General features: G+C 48.0%; 15 protein-coding genes. 7 read left to right on the top strand and 8 right to left on the bottom strand.

The genetic code is table 11. The annotated features are described in order from the left end of the window. Window positions 1–10: 10 nt before the first annotated feature. Complete coding sequence (locus BUA14_RS13775) at window positions 11–1252, bottom strand: PucR family transcriptional regulator (RefSeq protein WP_072773114.1); 1242 nt, start codon at window positions 1250–1252, stop codon at window positions 11–13. 333 nt (window positions 1253–1585) lie between these two features. Between BUA14_RS13775 and BUA14_RS13780 the strand changes: the two genes are divergently transcribed. From BUA14_RS13780 to BUA14_RS13790, 3 genes are read left to right on the top strand one after another with little or no spacing between them, the layout of a single operon-like run. Next, the gene (locus tag BUA14_RS13780; protein ID WP_072773115.1) at window positions 1586–4240 is read left to right on the top strand and encodes a molybdopterin-dependent oxidoreductase; all 2655 of its coding nucleotides are present in this window, start codon (window positions 1586–1588) and stop codon (window positions 4238–4240) included. A gap of 7 nt (window positions 4241–4247) precedes the next feature. Next, window positions 4248–4826: a 4Fe-4S dicluster domain-containing protein gene (locus tag BUA14_RS13785; RefSeq protein WP_072773116.1), complete on the top strand. Its 579-nt coding sequence runs from the start codon at window positions 4248–4250 to the stop codon at window positions 4824–4826. A 3-nt stretch (window positions 4827–4829) separates the two neighbouring features. Next, window positions 4830–5708 carry a dimethyl sulfoxide reductase anchor subunit family protein gene (locus BUA14_RS13790; protein WP_072773117.1) on the top strand — a complete coding sequence of 293 codons (879 nt, stop codon included), beginning with the start codon at window positions 4830–4832 and terminating at the stop codon, window positions 5706–5708. Window positions 5709–5906: 198 nt separating this feature from the next. On the opposite strand, the gene BUA14_RS13795 is transcribed toward BUA14_RS13790, so the two are convergent. The 7 genes from BUA14_RS13795 to BUA14_RS13825 all read right to left on the bottom strand — a co-directional run bounded on the left by BUA14_RS13795 (window position 5907) and on the right by BUA14_RS13825 (window position 13564). Further along, window positions 5907–6596, bottom strand: coding sequence for a TorD/DmsD family molecular chaperone (locus BUA14_RS13795; RefSeq protein WP_072773118.1), 690 nt, complete (start codon window positions 6594–6596; stop codon window positions 5907–5909). A gap of 47 nt (window positions 6597–6643) precedes the next feature. Further along, window positions 6644–7219 (bottom strand): 4Fe-4S dicluster domain-containing protein, encoded by a 576-nt coding sequence (locus BUA14_RS13800; protein ID WP_072773119.1) that lies wholly within the window; start codon window positions 7217–7219, stop codon window positions 6644–6646. 69 nt (window positions 7220–7288) lie between these two features. Continuing rightward, window positions 7289–8611, bottom strand: coding sequence for a 4Fe-4S binding protein (locus BUA14_RS13805; protein ID WP_072773120.1), 1323 nt, complete (start codon window positions 8609–8611; stop codon window positions 7289–7291). Between the two features lie 19 nt (window positions 8612–8630). After that, a complete protein-coding gene (locus BUA14_RS13810; RefSeq protein ID WP_072773121.1) occupies window positions 8631–9422 on the bottom strand; it encodes a dimethyl sulfoxide reductase anchor subunit family protein in 792 nt (263 codons plus the stop codon). A gap of 91 nt (window positions 9423–9513) precedes the next feature. Further along, window positions 9514–10326, bottom strand: a complete 813-nt coding sequence (locus BUA14_RS13815) for a dimethyl sulfoxide reductase anchor subunit family protein (RefSeq protein ID WP_072773122.1) — start codon at window positions 10324–10326, stop codon at window positions 9514–9516. A 3-nt stretch (window positions 10327–10329) separates the two neighbouring features. Further along, entirely contained in the window at window positions 10330–10905 is a 576-nt protein-coding gene (locus BUA14_RS13820; protein ID WP_072773123.1) for a 4Fe-4S dicluster domain-containing protein, read from the bottom strand. 19 nt (window positions 10906–10924) lie between these two features. After that, window positions 10925–13564: a molybdopterin-dependent oxidoreductase gene (locus BUA14_RS13825; RefSeq protein ID WP_072773124.1), complete on the bottom strand. Its 2640-nt coding sequence runs from the start codon at window positions 13562–13564 to the stop codon at window positions 10925–10927. 383 nt (window positions 13565–13947) lie between these two features. On the opposite strand from BUA14_RS13825, the gene BUA14_RS13830 reads away from it, so the two are divergent. The 4 genes from BUA14_RS13830 to BUA14_RS13845 are packed head-to-tail and all read left to right on the top strand — an operon-like array spanning window position 13948 to window position 18126. Then, a complete protein-coding gene (locus BUA14_RS13830; protein ID WP_072773125.1) occupies window positions 13948–15174 on the top strand; it encodes a PucR family transcriptional regulator in 1227 nt (408 codons plus the stop codon). A 37-nt stretch (window positions 15175–15211) separates the two neighbouring features. Then, window positions 15212–17200, top strand: a complete 1989-nt coding sequence (locus tag BUA14_RS13835) for a molybdopterin-dependent oxidoreductase (protein ID WP_072773126.1) — start codon at window positions 15212–15214, stop codon at window positions 17198–17200. After that, window positions 17193–17747 (top strand): 4Fe-4S dicluster domain-containing protein, encoded by a 555-nt coding sequence (locus BUA14_RS13840; RefSeq protein WP_005814572.1) that lies wholly within the window; start codon window positions 17193–17195, stop codon window positions 17745–17747. The genes BUA14_RS13835 and BUA14_RS13840 overlap by 8 nt, the downstream gene beginning before the upstream one ends. A gap of 22 nt (window positions 17748–17769) precedes the next feature. Further along, complete coding sequence (locus tag BUA14_RS13845; protein ID WP_072773127.1) at window positions 17770–18126, top strand: molecular chaperone Hsp90; 357 nt, start codon at window positions 17770–17772, stop codon at window positions 18124–18126. Window positions 18127–18163: the final 37 nt, after the last annotated feature.

Here is an 18163-nt window from a genome sequence, read left to right on the forward strand (position 1 = left end):
GAATGAGGTGTTAAGCCAATAACTTTTCAATAGTGTGAAGCCGCTTAATTTTAAGAGCTGCCATGATATCCAGGCGGGTATGGTTATCCGTCAATGGTTTACCTAAGATGTTTTCAATTTTATTTAAGCGGTAGCGCAGAGTATTGGGGTGCATGAAGATGGCTTTGGCGGTTTTGTTTACGTCAAACTGGTTCTCGGCAAAGCTCTCCAGGAGGGCGATCAGGGAACTTTCCGGATCATCTTGTTTGTGCAATTCCCCCAGAACATGGAGATAGTATTCTTTTAAATCCTGGAGATCATGTTTATACAGGATTCGTTCCAAGCCCAGTTCACTGAAGAAGGGAACAGGTATTTCCAATAGCTTGCCCATTTCAAAAGCCACTTTAGCTTCCTGATAACTGCGAAAGAGCTCGGTAGAGTCAGAATAGACCTGTCCTACTCCACAAGTTACTAAATTATTTAATTCTGTGGTTTTGATTTGAGAAGAGATTTTTTCAGCAAAACCAAGTATTTCTCCCTTTTGTAAAGCAGGTTTATCTGCCTGCAGGGGAATGAGGATCACCAGTTCATTTTGGCGGAGGATGAGTGCCGGATTTTTATAATAATTATCGATAAAAGTTTGCTCTATGATGCGGGAGAGAAAGTCCATAAGATGATGCTTTGGATGATGATGATCCGAATTATGATGATCAGGATCAGGAAGGAGAAAAACCATAACCGTATGGGGGCATTGAAAATTCCAGCCCCATATCTCGCCGGTGGCAATGATATCTTCGCTGCGCTTGAGGTTCCCGTAGAGAAGATCATAGAGAAAGGCATTCTTAAACTTGCTCTGCTCTTGTTTAAGCTCTAATCGGCTCTGAAGGTGGACGGCATAGAGTGATGATGTATAATCCAGCAGGGGTTGAATGGCTTCTTTATCCGGATTATCTTCATCACTAAGAATGAAAATATAGCCAATGACGCGGCCAAGGGGAGCAATAGCACGACCTATGGCACGTACCTTAAAAGTACCCGCAGAGATGTAACAGAGAAAAAGGCTTTCGCTGTGGCTCTGGGGGTCATCCAATTCAACTTGTAAGAATTCGCAATCATAGTGTGAAGAGGAGGCAACCAGTTTATAAGCAGAGGTTGAAACCAGTACAGGCCGATTAATGACCTTTGCTAAAGTATGGGTCAGAAGATCCAGTCCCTGTCCTGAAGCCATGACCAATTCTTGCATATAATCCGGAACTGAAAATTGCTTGTTCATATATACCACCTTTCTCACGATTTACCAGGGCAAAGTTTAGGCGTTCATTCTGGGCGGCTCTTAAAAGTTAGGGTAGAATGGTATTTATAGTAATAGATTAATTTTGATTCTATAAGGGATGATTGTAAAGCCATTTGATCTGTACACTGGAATAAAAAAAGCGTGGCTTTTTTGTACTTGTGAACATATGACCAAAATAGGCGGCAAGCTATACTGATTATAGATTCGGGAGTGGCTCTCGTCAAATAAGAAGGAATGTTCTTTTTTAGCACACGAAGGGGCCCCGAATTTTAAGCAGGATGGAACGCTGATTTAAAGGAGGTTCAAGGTACTATGTCAAGCTTTCTAAAAAAAGTAACGGATAAAACGATAAGCCGCAGGAATTTCTTAAAAGCAACTGCGGCGGGTACTGCCGGCTTGGCGCTGACTGGTTGCGGGAGTGTCTTAGCACCGGCGGGGGGAAAGGTCAATGGGTTAGGAGAGGAGCAGGGAGAATGGATCCCGGCAGCCTGCTGGCACAATTGTGGTGGACGATGTTTGAACAAAGCACTGGTGGTGGATGGGGTAGTCATGCGCCAGAAAACGGACGATACCCATGAAGATTCCCCGGATTATCCACAACAGAGAGGATGTTTGCGAGGACGCTCGCAACGCCAGCAGGTCTTTGGCGCGGATCGGTTGAAATATCCCATGAAACGTAAACATTGGCAGCCTGGCGGAGGGGATAAATCCCTGCGCGGCCAGGATGAATGGGAGCGGATCAGCTGGGATGAGGCCTTGGCTTATATTGCCGATGAATTGAAGCGGGTGAAAAAAGACTATGGCAACCGATCGATTCTGCATATCGGCGGATGGAGCAGCCGAATTACGGATATTTCGAGAACCTTAGGATTATTCGGAGGATATTGTGAATACTGGAATACCAATTCCTTTGGCAGTTGGGCCATGACTCCTAAAACTGTTGGCTTTATGCAATTAGGAGTATGGGATCAGACGGTTAACGATCGTTTTGATCTGCGGAACTGTGAGACCATTATCATGCTCAGCATGAATCCGGCCTGGAGTGCCATGGGAAGTTCCAGTTGGCACTATAGGCAAGCCAAGAAAGCCGGAGCGAAATTTATCGGGATTGACCCCTTCTTCAATGCTACCTATTCCATGTTGGGTGCCCAGTGGGTACCGGTCCGACCAAGTACGGACGCAGCCTTGCTGCTAGCCATTGCCTATGTGCTCATTACCAAAGATCACCCGACCCTTAATCCTTTGCTTGATTGGGAGTTTTTAAATAAGTGTGCTGTTGGCTTTGATGCTGAGCATATGCCGCAAGGTGAAGATCCTAAAGGAAATTTCAAGGACTATGTGCTGGGAACTTACGATGGTATCCCTAAAACACCGGCATGGGCCAGTGAAATTTGCGGAGTGGCTGAAGATCAGATCGAGCAATTAGCGTTGGAGTTCAGAAAAGATAAAAAGGTAGCCTTCATCTGCGGAATGGCTTCCGGAAGGACCAGAAATTCGGATAACCTGCCCCAATTGATTATGACCATCGGAGCCATGACCGGCCATATGGGCAAATCCGGACATATGACCGGCAGCACCATGCATGCAACATCCGGCAATGGGGGCCCGGCTCTGGTGTGTGCCGGTTCCAACGGCCTGCCGGGAATCCCTAATCCTGTCGATGACAGCATTAATGCAGGCCAGGTCTGGGACGCGATCCTCAACGGCAAATACAACTTCACCGGAAGCGGGGACTTCACTTCAGCCGACCAATACCAGCCCGGTGTAGAAAGGGATATTGATATCCGGATCATTTATCATTCAGGCGGTGCGACGTTGCAGACCAGCGATGGCATGAGCAAAGGGATCGAAGCCCATCGCAAGGTGGATCTGGTTGTCTCTCATTCTCAATTCGTCACCACGAATTCCAAGTATGCGGATATTGTCCTTCCGGTGACGACGGAGTGGGAGAAAATCGGCGGTTTCTCCGGGGGGACCTTGGTGCACAGCGGCAACCGTGAAATGATTATTATGTATTCCCAAATCTCGGAACCCCTTTACGAAGCCAGGAGTGATCAATGGATCGCCATTGAACTGGCCAAGAAGCTGGGAATCGATGAAAAAGCAGCCTTCCCCTTTGATGAGAAGCAGCAGTTCTTTAATGCCTTGGCCAGCACGACAGTGGTCAATGAAGATGGGAAATCCTTTGGGCCCTTAGTGACCATAACCCAGGAAGATATTGATGAATTAGGGGTGACCGGCAAACCGCAAACCGGAAAAATCACTTATCATGAACTCAAGGAAAAGGGAGTATACCAAGTTAAACGCTATCCAGAGGATAATTATGGGTATATTGCCTATGAAGATTTTGTCCGGGATCCCGAAAATAACCCCTTAAGCTCGGAAAGCGGCAAGCTGGAAATCTATAGCCGAACCTTGGCGAAAACCATCAATGACATGGGATTCAGTACGATTCAGCCGATTCCATCCTATATCAAACCTGCCGGCGGATTTGAAGATACCTTCCAGGAATGGGAGAGTAAAGCCAAAGGGGAATATCCTTATCAGGTGATCAATCCTCATTACCTGCGCCGTTCCCACTCTGTCTTTGATAATGTCAAATGGCTGCAGGAAGCTTGGCCTAATCCGGTTTTCCTCAATACCAACGACGCCAGGGACACTGGTCTTGCTGATGGGGATACGGTTCTGATTACCAGCCCCTATGGAAAAATCTTAAGAAATGCCTGCCTTACAGAACGAGTAAGACCCGGAGTCGTTGCTCTGCCTCATGGCGCCTGGGTGGACATGGATGAAAAAACAGGAATCGATGTAGGTGGTGCGGATAATATCCTCAGCGGCCAAATTCCGACCGGACAGGGAGTTTCAGGGTTTAATACCGGGATTGCCAGGATTGAGAAATACACAGAATCCCAACTTATTCCCGATGTAGAAAAAGCAGCAAGAATCGTATTCCAGGAAGGGGTGTAAGGAAAAAATGGGTAAAAAGGGTTTTTACTTTGATATGGAAGCCTGCATCGGCTGTCGCACTTGCCAGATTGCCTGCAAAGATAAAAATAATAACGATATTGGCGTGTTATACCGCCGGGTAAAGAATTTTGAGACCGGCGTTTATCCACGACCTGATGCTTTTAACTATTCCTCTTCCTGCAACCACTGTGCCGAGGCCAAATGTGTCAAAGGGTGCCCCACCGGCGCCATGCATTATGCAGAAGATGGTACTGTGCAGCATGATAAGGATAAATGCATCGGCTGTAAATATTGCATCTGGAACTGCCCCTATGGCGCACCTCAATTCATTGAAGAAAGCGGCATCGTGGGGAAATGCGACAGCTGCAAGGGGCTACGTGACCGCGGAGAAAACCCAGCCTGTGTGGATGCCTGTATTATGCGGTGTCTGGAATTTGGGGACTTAGATGAACTTAAGGCAAAGTATGGCGACCGCTTTGTTCAGGAATTGCCCATTTTGCCGTCAGCAAAGCTTACGAATCCATCAGTGCTGATTAAGCCCAAAGATTGTGCTTTAGACTCCAATTCTCGTGAAAAAGAGGTGTAATCAGTGGAAAATTTATCCTTAATCCTATTCTCAATCTGCATTCAGGCAGCTATTGGCACGATGTCCTTTGTGGCTCTGGGCAAGTCTTTCAGCAAGGAAGGACAGTTTAAATCAGCTGTTCTAACCGCCGCCGCCTTGGCCGTTATCGGGCTTCTTGCCTCTCTTATGCACTTAGGGAAACCCCTTTCAGCCCTGAATTCCCTTGCTCAATTCAGCACCTCCTGGCTGAGCCGTGAAATTTGGTTTACCGGTGTTTTTACCGGATTAACCATATTAACGGCAATAGTAACGGTTGTTAAGCCTGGGGCCAAAGGGGCCGTCAAGGCCCTGGCCCTTCTTGCCGCAGTGGTAGGTTTAGCAGATGTCTATATGATGGTTTCCATCTATAACTTCACATCTGTTCCGGCTTGGCAGCACGGTTCGATTTATGTAGAGTTTTATGCTGCTGCCATCTCCATGGGAGCAGTCATCTTCCTCGCTTTAAGCGGGCAGGAAGCTGCTAAAGTGAAAAAAACTGCCTCCTTGGCAGTGGGGGCTGCGGTAATTGTGCAGGTAGCAGCTATGGTGCTCTACTATATCCAGCTGGGAACCAGCGGGAATGCGGCTGCCGGGCAAAGTCTTGCTCTCTTGAACAGTATGAGCGGAATCATGGCTGTGAAATGGCTCTTCATTCTTCTCGGTGCAGGAGTGCTATTATTCCCCATGAGTAAAGGGAACATGAATGTTCAGGCAGGTCAAGCCGCTGTTGAAGTGGCGGCAACGGCTGAAGGGACGTTAAGCCTCACATTCTATCTTGGGGCTGCTTTAGTGGTCATCGGCCAGATTCTGGGACGCTATCTCTTCTATGTCATCATGGTGATCAATACGGTAGGTTTAAGTTAGGATTATTATGGCGGTCTTTTGATAAATTCAAAAAAGAGGTGAAAAATAGATTAAAACCCTCGGAAGAATCATTCCGAAGGTTTTAATCGCTCAATAAGACCTTTGCTTCACTCAGAACAACACCCGAATGAGATATATAGAAAAGCCTGCCAGATTGGCAGGCTTTTAGGATAGGATTATATGAAGTGGTAAGTGATCCTAAATTAGAGATAACAGTTCATCGAGAACTAAATTATCCGTTTCTAAGAACTGTTTCGTCAAGACTGCCATTTGCGGATAAAAATGATGAGTTTTCGATTTTTGAATATCCTGAGCAAAATCCCCAATCCAAACCAGTAAGTGGTCCTGTAGAAAGGCTTTCTGATCGGTCAGCAGTTTTATAACCTCATCTATCCTCTGTTGGTCAAACCTTTCCAGAGTTAACTTCGCTAAATGGGCCATAAAGTCCAGCTCAAAGGCCAGGTGATCATCAGCTTCGTGAGGATAATTGGCCGGCAGGAATTGATAGTTCAGATAGGTGCGCCGTACCTTGAGAGTGCTTTCCTGGAAAAGCGCCCGTTCCTTGGTCACATAGACAGATTCCCAGAGGGGAGCGGGCAGCTTATGGGGACCGATCATTAAGCTGGTATATTCACTGGTCAGCTTATCCAGGGTGGGGTCGGGATCAGCGGACAGCGCCAGCCTTAATTCTGTGAGCAAAGCCAAGTAAGTATTAAGGTCGCAATTTTCCTCATCGAGCATCAATTCCAAGGCTTCTTGGGTGTGTTGGTTGGTGGCGATGTCAAGCAGTTCCCGGTTCGGCTCGATTCCGAAAATATGCTGAAGCAGCTGGTAGATATAGTGTCGGTTGGCTAAAATTATAGCAATTCCATCATCTTGTGTTGCCATAGCAAGCACCGCCTTTACGGATTTTTGGGTTGAGATTTTTCCATAGGCTAGAAGTACTTTTCACTATAATGGGGAGACAAAGCGCATTTTTTAGGCTTAATTAATACGGATGGATTTGTCAATGTTGAGGAAGGTAGAATAGGCAAATCCTGAATGACATCTGCACCATGTTTTGCCGCAAGCTCATCTAAATCGCCAAATTCCAGGCAGCGCATAAGACAGGCATCCACACAAACCGGATTTTTGCCCTTGTCACGCAACCCCTTGCAACTGTCGCATTTGCCGATGGTGCCGGTTTCTTCAATAAATTGAGGAACACCATAGGGACAGTTCCAGGTACAGTATCGACAGCCGATGCATTCATTTTTTTCATGTTGAACTGTGCCATCATCGGCGTAGTACAACGCATCGGCAGGACATCCCTTAACACATTTGGCATTGGAACAGTGGTTGCAGGCACTGGAATAATGATACAGCCTGGCGTCGGGATACACCCCTGTTTCATAACTTTTGACTCTGCGGAACAAAATGCCCACATCCAACCGGTTTCTATCTTTGCAGGCTACTTGACAAGTTCGGCAGCCAATGCATTTATTGATATCGAAATAAAACCCCAAAGCCATTCCTATTCACCTTCCTTCGATGTAGAGATCTCTTCAGAGGAAATTGCGGAAGGCACCAAAATCCCTTTATCAAATTGATAGGATATTCAGAGACAAGGTTATGATAATCAAGAGAACGTACACAAGCAAAATACCAGGAAATACTTTTTCTTTGCCGAGCAAATCAGCCCAGCGTATGGGATCTTGACCGGGATGTTCGAAAATCGAATCAACAGGCTGATTTGCTGGTCCAGTGGGGCGGAAGAGCATCCTGGTTCTTCCCTTTACAGAAGCAAGGAAGTTAAGCACAGTCCCAACCGGGCAAACAAAACGGCACCAAATACGGTAGATGAAGATCCCGGTTATCAAGACCAGACCTAGAGTGAGCCAGTGGCCGAGATTCCCTTGACCGCCAAAGCTTACCGCAAAAGGTTCATAACTGGCGATACTGGGATTGTTGAAGATAAGCGCCGCCATCACTGCGGCCCAGAGGATGCCCCAGCGAATTTTGTGAGCCAGAGCCGTCACTGGAGACGTAGGATTGAACTTCATAAACCCCAGGACTTTGTAGATACCCTCCTGAAGTCCGCCAAAGGGGCAAAGCCAGGCGCAGTAGAAGTTTCTCCCCCAGAGTAAGGTAAGGATAAGAACTCCCAGCGTCAATAGATACCAGAAGGGACGTTCCAAGGGGGCTGGTAAATTGCCGCTGATGAGGCTGGTGAGATTCGCCAGACTCAAGGCAGCGTTGAGGAAAAAGCCCAGAAAGAGAAGGGAGATGGCTAAGGCCCAGGGGCGCAATGCATGGCGCCGTCGTGATACAGCGATGAATACCAGGCCATATAAGATAATCAGCCCAAGCTCCTGCCAACCCAGCGAGAAGCGGTTCCCGGCAGGAATTTGGAGGCCCAGCTCATGTTTGCCTACCTGCCAGGAGCCCTTGCGAACAGCTTGGGCGATTCCTTTAACAGTATAGGTAGCTCCGCTTACCACGTCAAGATCCTGTCCGGGCTCAAAGGGATCATGGGCATGTTTGCCGATAAATTTGTTCAGATAGCCTTCATTCAGCACGCGATTGAAATAAGCGGGGGTTTCGCAATTCTCGGTAATGATCACATTCTTAAGGGTGCCATCCATTCCGAGAGAGACTAAGACGCTGAGAGGCCCGCCATATCCGGAGGCACCAGCTGCCACAGCATAACCCAGGATAGTGTCATCCTTATCCCATAACTTATAGGCAAGATATCCGCTAACCCCGGCAATCGGTTCGCATCTGGAGGCTGCTGGTTCGAGATGCTGAATGAAAGCAACTGTCTCCTGCTTGTTTACAAACTGCTGGTAGACGATAGCGGCCAAGATAAGAACAACTGGGATGATTATAGTGATATACCGAATGGAAAAACGCTCATGATTCATTGCTGTGTTCCTTTAAAGTCTAAAGTCCGCTGCCGGTAATAAGAACAGCATAAAACAAATATCTGCTCACCATTAAGCCGCCGCCTAAAGCTGCCGTGCCTATATAGACCATTGACATTCTTCCGGAACCCGTCTGTTCCTTGGTGGGTTTCAACGAGGGAATAAACAATAAAACAGCGCCTGTCAGAAACAGGAGAAGGTGAATGCCAAGGAGCAGAACAGTATTTGGGGTATCAAAACTATTATAATTGAGAAAAGTTACTACCCCTAGAATAACTGCACTGGACAGCCCGATCAGGCCGTACATTTTTTGGCTTTTTATAGCTAGCCCACTGGATTGAATGGTCAAAAAGAACGCAACTCCCAAGATAATTGTAACCGCTAAAAAATCTATAAGGGGAACGATGCTTTGCCAACCAGGGCGGCTGGTGCTCATATAGACATTAGCCATAGAGATAACATCAATCAAACCAACGACACCGGCAGTCCAGCCAAAACGCTTAATGGAAGGATTGACATATTGCACTACGGCATGAATGATGGCAAGCCCAATAAAAAGAAGAGAAAAGACCAGTACCCGCGACAGCCAGGAATGACTGAATTGGGATATGGCATTAAAAATAAACGCCGGCCTGCCCAAATAAAAAGCAAAAGCCAGAAAGCCGATCATACCCAATAAAGCAGAAGCAACCGAAGCCTGTTTATATTCATTGCTGCCATTCATTTTAACAGTGGCCATCATGGCGATCATGATGCCAATAGCAGCTTGCAGGCCGATGGAGAAGATAACCAGCTTAACATCCTGAACCATAGTTTCATCATCCTTCTATAAGTAGAGTAGCGAATCCTCTTCCCGCCCGTAAAAAGCGGGAAGAGGAAAATAAAGCGGAAGTAAGGTTTTGCTAGGATACAATCATAATGGCAAAGAAGAGATAGCGTCCCACGATCTGACCAAGCAAGACCAGGGCAGTGGCCCCAAGAATAATAGGCACCTCCTTGCTCTTTTCCTTGGCAGGGAGGAAGAGCAGACCGGCTCCGACAAGAATGGCAGCCCATTTCAGAACCATGGCCGGTGTCATGCTGCTGAGAATCGCATGACTTTGTTGGAGGGCAAGGTTGTCGCTACCCCCGAAACTATTGTAATAGGGGAGCATGACGACAGCTTGGATCACAAAGGCTGCAGCTACGGAAATGGCGACAATTTTTCTCATCCTGCCGGTATCCTCCTTGGCGCTTAAGGCGAGGAAAAGCAGTGCTCCCATGGAAATTGCGGCGGCATAGAATTCCACAACAATTGAGCCGGACTGCCAGGCGGCAACGCTGGAGGACGTATAGACCGAAGCCATAGCCAATACATCAATCAGGCCAATAGCGGCAGCCAGGATAATTAAAGTGTTAAGCGCCTTTTTAGCCGCAGGTTTAAAGTAAAGGAGCAAAACGGCGAACACTGTCAAGCCGGTAAAGGCGCTGGTAAACCAAATCTCGCGGCTTAACCAGGAGGTGGCGAATCTTGTGAGAGTATTGACAGCCGCAAGGGGGTGACCCAGGTGCAGGAAGGAAGCGAGCAGGCCAACCACAGCTAAACCTGCGGAAGCGGCCACAGCAATTTTAAAAACGCCGGTTTTATTCAATTGCTTGGCAACAGCCGTAAATACCATCAGGCCGACAGCCGCCTGAACACAGATGGTGAATATAATCAAGGCGAACTCTTCCATGGTTTACACCTCTACTTCTTTATACTTGGGGTCCAGAGAGAAATTCCTGGGGTTAATCAATAAAGAGGGATTTGTCACCTGAGCGGAGGGCAAGACAGGCAATTCCTTGACCAGGTGAGCGCCATGTTTGGCAGCCAGTTGGTCCAGATCACCGAATTCCAGGCAGCGCATAAGGCAGGCGTCGACGCAAACCGGATTTTCTCCGGCGTCGCGCAGGTCTTTACAGCTGTCGCATTTGCCGATAACGCCGGCTTCTTCAATAAACTGCGGGACGTTGTAAGGACAATTCCAGGTACAGTATTTACAGCCTACGCATTTTTTTCTGTCGTGCTGGACGGTCCCGTCATCAGCGAAATGCAAGGCGCCCGTGGGACAGCCCTGGATACATTTGGCCTCCTCACAATGGTTGCAGGCGCTGGAGTAATGATACACCCTGGCGTCGGGATACGACCCTGTTTCATAACTTTTGACTCTGCGGAACAAAATGCCCACATCCAACCGGTTTCTATCCTTGCAGGCTACTTGACAGGTGCGGCAGCCGATGCATTTATTGACATCAAAATAAAATCCTAAGGCCATTTTGTTTTTCCTCCTTCGTTTAGAGTTTAACGGCTCTCATTGGCCATAAGTAGTCATGTGTAAGTGGCGCTCCGTCGTACTTTTCCATATTAACCAATTGAGTGTTATAGCCGGAAACGCCTTGACCGCTGGTAATAGGAGCGCAAAGGTAATTATCAGACCCGGACTTGTCGATACCGGTAGCTTCATCTAACTCTAACCAGGTACCGTGAGGCAGCTCAATATAACCGGGCATAAGCCGCTGGCTGACACTGGCTTGACGTATAACCTTGCCATGGGGATTGGTCAGAAGTACGGTATCACCATCTTTTATGCCTTTTTCTTCGGCATCCTGTGCGCTGATAAATACCGGATTGGGCATTGCCTCTCTCAGCCAGGATAAATAGTCAAAACCAGTATGTGCCCGCCTTAAATAGTGAGGATTGGTTACCTGGTATGGGTAATCACTCTTGATCTTTTTGCCCCAGTCTTTGAAGCTTTGCTCATAACCGTTTAAAGGTTGTATATAACTCGGATAGGGTTTGAGGGTGCTGCGTCCCATGGCGTTAATTCGATCGGCTTTGGTTTGGCAATAAATTTCAAACTTCCCGCTTTTTGAACCGAGGGGATTATTTTCCGGATCTTTGACAAAGGCTTCATAGGTAATATGGCCAAAGTTATCTCCCTCATGGCGTTCAATCTGGTACTTCCCTTGTTCCATGAGTTCTTTCAGGCCGATTCTGCCTTGTTGCGGTTTGCCATCTGTTTTTCCGTACTTTGATGCCCACCATGAAAGGTCTTCTTCAGTGATCGTTACCAAGGTCTCATAGCCGGTGCCCTCTTTATTAATAACCGTAGTTCCGGCAATGATATTAAAATACTGCTGCTCTTCGGACATAGGATAGGCTTTGCCCACATCAACTCCTAACCGCTTGCAAAGCTCCATGCCGATCCACTGATCGCTCTTCGCCTCATAGAGGGGCTCTATTACCTTAGAAGGGAAGAATTGTACATCCCGGTTATAAAACCCAAGATAAAAATAAGAGCTTTGTCTTTCCCACTGAGTAACAATAGGTAACACGATATCAGAGTATTGAGCACTGGCGTTTAAGGAATAAGCACAGCTTACCACAAAGTCCACTTTGCGATGGGCTTCTATGCCTTTTTTGACACCTTGGGTAGTCTGTAGGCTGTTTCGCCAAGAATGAATGATCACATGGATATCAATATCCTTAGGGCCAACACTGGCCAGATCTCCCCAGAGGGCTGGCCCGGTGCGGTTATAGTTTCCGCTGAGTACAGCATCCCATAGCTCAGGACCTGTAATGATATCTGTACAAGGATTGGGAATCACGGGAGCACCTGAAGCGCCCATCATAACCAAGTTCGGACCGCAGTTGGTGGATTGATAGTATTGACCGGAGCCACAGGCGTGACCAGGTTTACCGAAATGACCGCCCATAGCTGCCACTGTCATTAAGATTTGAGGAAAATCATCGGCATTATTACAGCGGGCCGGCGCACTGGCATGTAAAACGGTAACCTTCTTGTCCTTGCGCATTTCCTTGGCATACCAAACAATATCTTCGACAGGGGTACCGCAGATTTCTGAAGCCCATTGGGGAGTTTTGGGCTGGTTGTCGTATTTGCCCAGTATATAGTCCTTAAAGTTTTCGTTAAGAGCAGCATCAGCCGGCATATGTTCGGCATCAAAACCGACGGTGCAACGATTAAGAAAATCCCAATCAATAATTGGATTGCTGAGGGGGTCGTCTTCAGTAACCATCACATAGGCTATCGAAAGCAGGAAGGCCGTGTCTGTACCGGGGCGAACTTGTATCCACTTGGCATCGACCAAGTTAGCTGTTTCATTATAGCTGGGGCCGACATAAATGAACTTCGCCCCGGCCTCTTTGGCATGCACCAGGTTGTAACTGGGCAATCCTGCTGAAGCCCAGGCGGGGTTACAGCCATAAAGGACAATGGTCTCGCTCTTTAACAGATCCAAACGGTCATTGGCATCGTTCATACCGGCAGGCAGAATGCCCAATATGCCGGATACATGCAGGTATGTGCCTACCGATGAAGTATCCTGCACGGTGGTATAACCGCCAAACCCATTAATGGCATTATAAAAATCGCAAAAATTATCTCCCCAGGTAGGCATCAGGATGGAGCTGTTCCCGTACTTCTCTTTGGCATTTTTTAACTCGGCAGCTACGTAATCCAGGGCCTCATCCCAGGAAATCCGAACCCATTCATCTTTGCCGCGCAAAGACTTGTCTCCGCCGGTAAGCGGTTCCCAATGCTTGCGTTTCATAGGATATTTGAGCCGATCGGCACCAAATGCCTGTTGCTGCTGGGCCCGCCCGCGCAGGCATCCTCTCAGCTGCGGATTATTGAAGCTATCCGGGTGGGTATCATCGGTTTTCTGGCGGACAACCACATTATCCACGACAAGGGCGGCATTATAACATTTATAGCCGCAGTTAAACCAACAGGCGGCAGGTATCCATTGTCCTTCTCCGTTAATTGCGGCTGCGTCATAATTCGCTCCCACCGGAGCGAGGGCAGTGCCGCAGCCGGCCAGCGCCAGGCTGGCCGTTCCGGCCGCAGTTGCCGCTAAGAATGTTCTGCGGCTTATTTGTTTTTCGGTAATTTTTTGGAAAAGATTTGCCACACCTTTAACCTCCTCTTAATTACGAAATATCCATAGACTTATTCCGTCGGTATTGGCTGTAGCAGTCACGATTTACGGACACTGTTTGCACTAATAATAACATTCGAAGTTGCAGTGCCTCAAATTCAAATATTACCATCAGTCTTGGCAAGTAAATCGTGAAAGGCCAATGACTTTTCCTAAGTCTGGTTTCATTATATAATGGAACTTAATAAATCAAATGTTCACATGCACAAAGTGCCGGTTAGGTTATTGTGCACCGTAACCAATGGATAAATCAGGGATAAATCTTGGGTTGAAATTTTAGGGTCAGATAAGCTAAACTACGAGTGATTGGAATCCTATGAGCGAACCAAGGGAGAAGAGGGAGGAGATGAAGCATTATGGGTAACCTCAGTTCAATGCCAAATTACATGCGGAAGCTTCTTAAAACATCCGGCCAAGGGCTGGACGCTCTTACTTGCGCTATTGCTGAGGTGTTGAATCAACCTGTCTTGGTTTCTACTCCGACTTATGAGACCCTATCCACAACACTTCTTCACCCGGATCTGGATGTCTTTCAGATTGTAATAGAAGGGGAGCGGGAGGATAACGAGACCTTATTTCTCTGCACCATATCAACTGAAGCGTTGCACCTGAAAGGGGCGGGCTGGGCCATCGCCCCCAATGGTCGGATATTGGGGTATCTTTTTGTGATGTATGACGAAGTCAAGCCGGACTTTGAGGAGTTTCAAGCCATTATGGAAACGGCCCTATCCTTATACTCTATCCACCTTCAGAACAAGTTGGAGCTGAAGCAGGAAAAACATAAAACGAAGAACGCTTTTTTCTATGATTTACTCTATGGCAACCTTAAACGCAACGAAGATATTATGACGATGGGAGAAGTGTGGGGCTGGGATTTCCACCGACCCCATATGGTGCTGCTTTTAAGGGTACCTGATCTGGAGTCTCACTCTCCCGACTGGCACCTTATGGAGGTGCTGCAAAAGACTGTGGATCGAACCTTGATTAATAGATACTATAAAAATCCGGCAACGACAGTGAATCGAAATGAAGTCGTGACCATTCTGCTTGCGGAGAGTGAAAAGGCGGCTGAGCGGAAACTGAAAATCAGCTCCTTAATAGATGGCATTTCCAGTCAATTCAAAGCTATAGTACCCAATTATCGGGTCGTCTGCGGAGTAGGGCAAACCTACGCCCAACCCAATGACCTCTTTCGCAGTTACCAGGAAGCCAAAGTCGCTTGCGAGATGGGAAGCCTGCTGGGAGTTGAGGTGCCATTTTTCAGCGATATGGGCCTGGAAAGAATCCTATACAAACATGACCTGGAAGATTTGAAAGAATACTATCATCATGTTCTGGGAGATTTGCCTGAAGAGGATGACGGTGAAGATAACCTGGTTTGGCTATTGGAGAGTCTCGTGGATAACCAATTTGACATGAATAAAACAGCCCAAGCCACTTTTTTACATCGCAACACCCTTCGTTACCGTTTAAATAAAATCGAGGCCATTCTCGGACGTTCCTTAGCAGATATTAATACACGTCTGGATCTGGCCGCGGCTTTTAAAATCCGGCGGCTGCACAAGATTCATCTACTGCCCTGAAAAGGACCTTAAACATTAATAAAGGCTGGTGTTGGGTATGCCAACGTTTCGCAATACATGTCCGCGGCATTGTTATGGTTCCTGCAGCATGATTACCCATATGAGCGGAGGTAAATTGACCCGGGTTGTGGGAGACTCCGAACATGGTTATACCCGGGGAAGGCTTTGTGCCAAAGGGTATTCCTTAATTCAATATGCCTTGGACGAGTATCGCTTGAAGTACCCTTTGCGTCAGGTGCGGCGGGGGTCAGGGGAGTGGCGGCGGATTTCCTGGGATCAGGCTTACGAAATTATCGCCTCCAAAATTATCGAACTGAATGCCCGCTATGGCTCCAATCTGGGCTTAGGATATTATAAAGGGAATGGCAATGCCGGTTTGCTGCATCAGGCCGTGGAAGGAATGTTCGCAGGCATGGGTCCTCATACCCGGCCCATCGGGGATATTTGTTCCGCTACCGGGGAAACCGCACTGAGGGAGACCGTAAGTGAACTAAGAAATCCTGATCCGGAGAAGATGAGCGATGCCGGCTTGATCGTGATCTGGGGAGCCAATCCGGCCAATACCAATATCAATCAAATGAAGTTTATCTATGAAGCACGCCAAAAGGGAACTCCATTGGTGGTTATCGATCCGCTCCTTACTCATACAGCCAACAGAGCCGATTTATATGTTCAGCTCAATCCGGGAACCGATGCCTGGCTGGCTTGGGGGATCGCTAAACTATTGATCGAAAGTGACAAGATCGATAAAGAGTTCATTGGGCAAAAAACCAGAGAGTTTCATCGATATAAGCAAGGGCTTGAGGGGATTACTCTGGAGGAAGTCTGTTCCCACACCGGTGTCCATTTAAGGGTCGTTGAAGAATTAGCCGATCTGTATGCCCGCTTTCATCCAATCGCTAATTGGCTGGGTTTCGGCATGCAGCGCTATCCCAGTGGCGGAGAATCGGTAAAGGCCGTGAGTGCTCTGGCCGCTCTGACAGGGAGTTTTGGTTCGGTCGGCGGGGGAGTCTATTTCCGCCACCGGCCTCAGGAGGAATTTCCTCTGCATATAGTCAAGCATCAGGGAGTAAAGCAGCCTTTGCTCACCTCTTCCCGGGAGGTGCCGGTCAACGATTTTCCGGGCAAGGCGATGAAGCTTCAGGAGCCGCCTCTTAACATGCTGTGGGTTTCCTGCGGCAACCCTTTGGCCCAGGATTACAATCTACGGGCTTGGCGCGATTTGTTTCAACACCTGGAGTTGATCATTACCGTGGATCTCTATCTGAACAGCACCGCCCGGCAGTCCGACCTTGTTCTGCCTGCTGCGTCCTTCTTTGAAGAGGAGGATTTGCATGTGAGCTTTTGGCACCACTGGCTTTCCTATAATCAAAAAGTCCTGCCGGCTTTCTATGAAGCCAAGAGTGATTTGCAGATTGCCCGGGAGTTAACCCGTAAACTCAACGAACTCCAGCCAGGGTTTTCTAATTTTCCCGCGGAAAAAGAACCCTGGGATTGGATAGCAGGGGAGTTGTCTCCGGAGGTTAGGGAGCTTTATGGTTTGGAGGAGCCTGCTGATCTTAAGCGGCATTCCTATAGAAGGAAGAAGGAAAGCTTGCTCTCCGGTTGGAACTATTGCTTCCCAGGAGTTCAGCCGCAGCTTTTTAAGGATGTGAGAGAAACGGAGTCATCACTGCTTCCTTATCACCTGCTTACGCCCCAATCCCTGCTTAAATTCCATACCCAATATGAGACTCTTTCCTGGCTTAATGCTGAGCATAGGGAAGAACCCATGATTGAACTGGCGGAGGAAATCGCCTGCAAGCATAATATCCGGGAAGATTCCTGGGTTGAAATCTATAATGAGCAGGGCACTGTAAGTGGTCGGGCTAAAATCAATCCCTACCTCCCGGAGAAAATTATTCTGGTGGAGCAAAGCGACCGTTATCCCATCAATCATCTGATCAGCGGTCAGGGAAAAGATGGGGAAAGTATCCCTTATTTTGATTGCCGGGTCAATCTCAGGAGGGTGCGCAGCGATGTTTAAGAGAAAGGGCTTTCTGTTCAATGCTAATCTCTGTATAGGGTGCCGGGCTTGTGAGATGGCCTGCCGCAATGAAAATCATACACCGGCCAATATCCACTGGCGGCATGTCAAGGAAATAGATCTGGGGACCTATCTGTCCATGGCCTGCAACCACTGCGACAGCCCGGAATGTTTCCGCGTCTGCCCCCAGCATGCCTTTAATAAGCGAAAAGACGGCATCGTGGAGATCGATTCTTCCCTTTGCAACGGCTGCCGTCTCTGCGTCAAGGCCTGCCCTTATGATGCACCCCAGTACAACATTAATACCAATAAGGTGACCCGCTGCCAGATGTGCTATCCCCGTCAGGATCACGGGCTGCCGCCGGCTTGTGTGGAGGCTTGCACCACAGGGGCCTTGACAACCCTGGACCTCAATGATCCCCAGCTGCCGGAAACGGTGCGGGTGATCCCGGGGTTTACCGATATTCGTCTGACGAAGCCTTCGGTGCTCTTTTATCCGCCGCGGCCGAAGCGGAGATATTTTCTTAAGCAGAGTGACAATATATGATATAAAAGAAAGGATGAAAACCATGAACCAGGATGTAAAGGACTATGTTGCCCAGAAAGCAAAGGAATTGCTAAGTGCGCGCCCCAGCTGCCCAGAGGCCAAAGCTGCTGCCCAGAACTGGCTGGATGCTATGGGGACGGACAGGGAAGCGGAGCAGACCAAAAAGCTAATCGCGGAACTGGAAATGGACATCATGCCCATCGACGGACTGATTGCCTTTACAAAGTCAGCAACCGGTGTGCGGATATTTGGTGAAGAAAGGGTAAAGAAAATGGAAGCCCATGCCAGGGAACTCAAGGAGGCCGGGGTAAAATATTGCGATTGTCCCGCTTGCGCAGCAGCGGAAGCGATTCTTGAGAAGAAGGATGAGCTTTTGTAATAAAGATTTTTTGTCCACAGTCCGGGGGCTGTCGCAG

The sequence above is a fragment of the Desulfitobacterium chlororespirans DSM 11544 genome (assembly GCF_900143285.1).
Taxonomy (GTDB): Bacteria; Bacillota; Desulfitobacteriia; order Desulfitobacteriales; family Desulfitobacteriaceae; genus Desulfitobacterium; species Desulfitobacterium chlororespirans.

Bases quoted from the DNA above. Each gene is read 5' to 3' on its own strand.
- BUA14_RS13780 (WP_072773115.1), top strand. From the start codon at position 1,586: ATGTCAAGCTTTCTAAAAAAAGTAACGGATAAAACGATAAGCCGCAGG.
- BUA14_RS13815 (WP_072773122.1), bottom strand. From the start codon at position 10,326: ATGGAAGAGTTCGCCTTGATTATATTCACCATCTGTGTTCAGGCGGCT.
- BUA14_RS13840 (WP_005814572.1), top strand. From the start codon at position 17,193: ATGTTTAAGAGAAAGGGCTTTCTGTTCAATGCTAATCTCTGTATAGGG.
- BUA14_RS13845 (WP_072773127.1), top strand. From the start codon at position 17,770: ATGAACCAGGATGTAAAGGACTATGTTGCCCAGAAAGCAAAGGAATTG.
- BUA14_RS13785 (WP_072773116.1), top strand. From the start codon at position 4,248: ATGGGTAAAAAGGGTTTTTACTTTGATATGGAAGCCTGCATCGGCTGT.
- BUA14_RS13795 (WP_072773118.1), bottom strand. From the start codon at position 6,596: ATGGCAACACAAGATGATGGAATTGCTATAATTTTAGCCAACCGACAC.
- BUA14_RS13805 (WP_072773120.1), bottom strand. From the start codon at position 8,611: ATGAATCATGAGCGTTTTTCCATTCGGTATATCACTATAATCATCCCA.
- BUA14_RS13800 (WP_072773119.1), bottom strand. From the start codon at position 7,219: ATGGCTTTGGGGTTTTATTTCGATATCAATAAATGCATTGGCTGCCGA.
- BUA14_RS13835 (WP_072773126.1), top strand. From the start codon at position 15,212: ATGCCAACGTTTCGCAATACATGTCCGCGGCATTGTTATGGTTCCTGC.
- BUA14_RS13830 (WP_072773125.1), top strand. From the start codon at position 13,948: ATGGGTAACCTCAGTTCAATGCCAAATTACATGCGGAAGCTTCTTAAA.
- BUA14_RS13775 (WP_072773114.1), bottom strand. From the start codon at position 1,252: ATGAACAAGCAATTTTCAGTTCCGGATTATATGCAAGAATTGGTCATG.
- BUA14_RS13820 (WP_072773123.1), bottom strand. From the start codon at position 10,905: ATGGCCTTAGGATTTTATTTTGATGTCAATAAATGCATCGGCTGCCGC.
- BUA14_RS13810 (WP_072773121.1), bottom strand. From the start codon at position 9,422: ATGGTTCAGGATGTTAAGCTGGTTATCTTCTCCATCGGCCTGCAAGCT.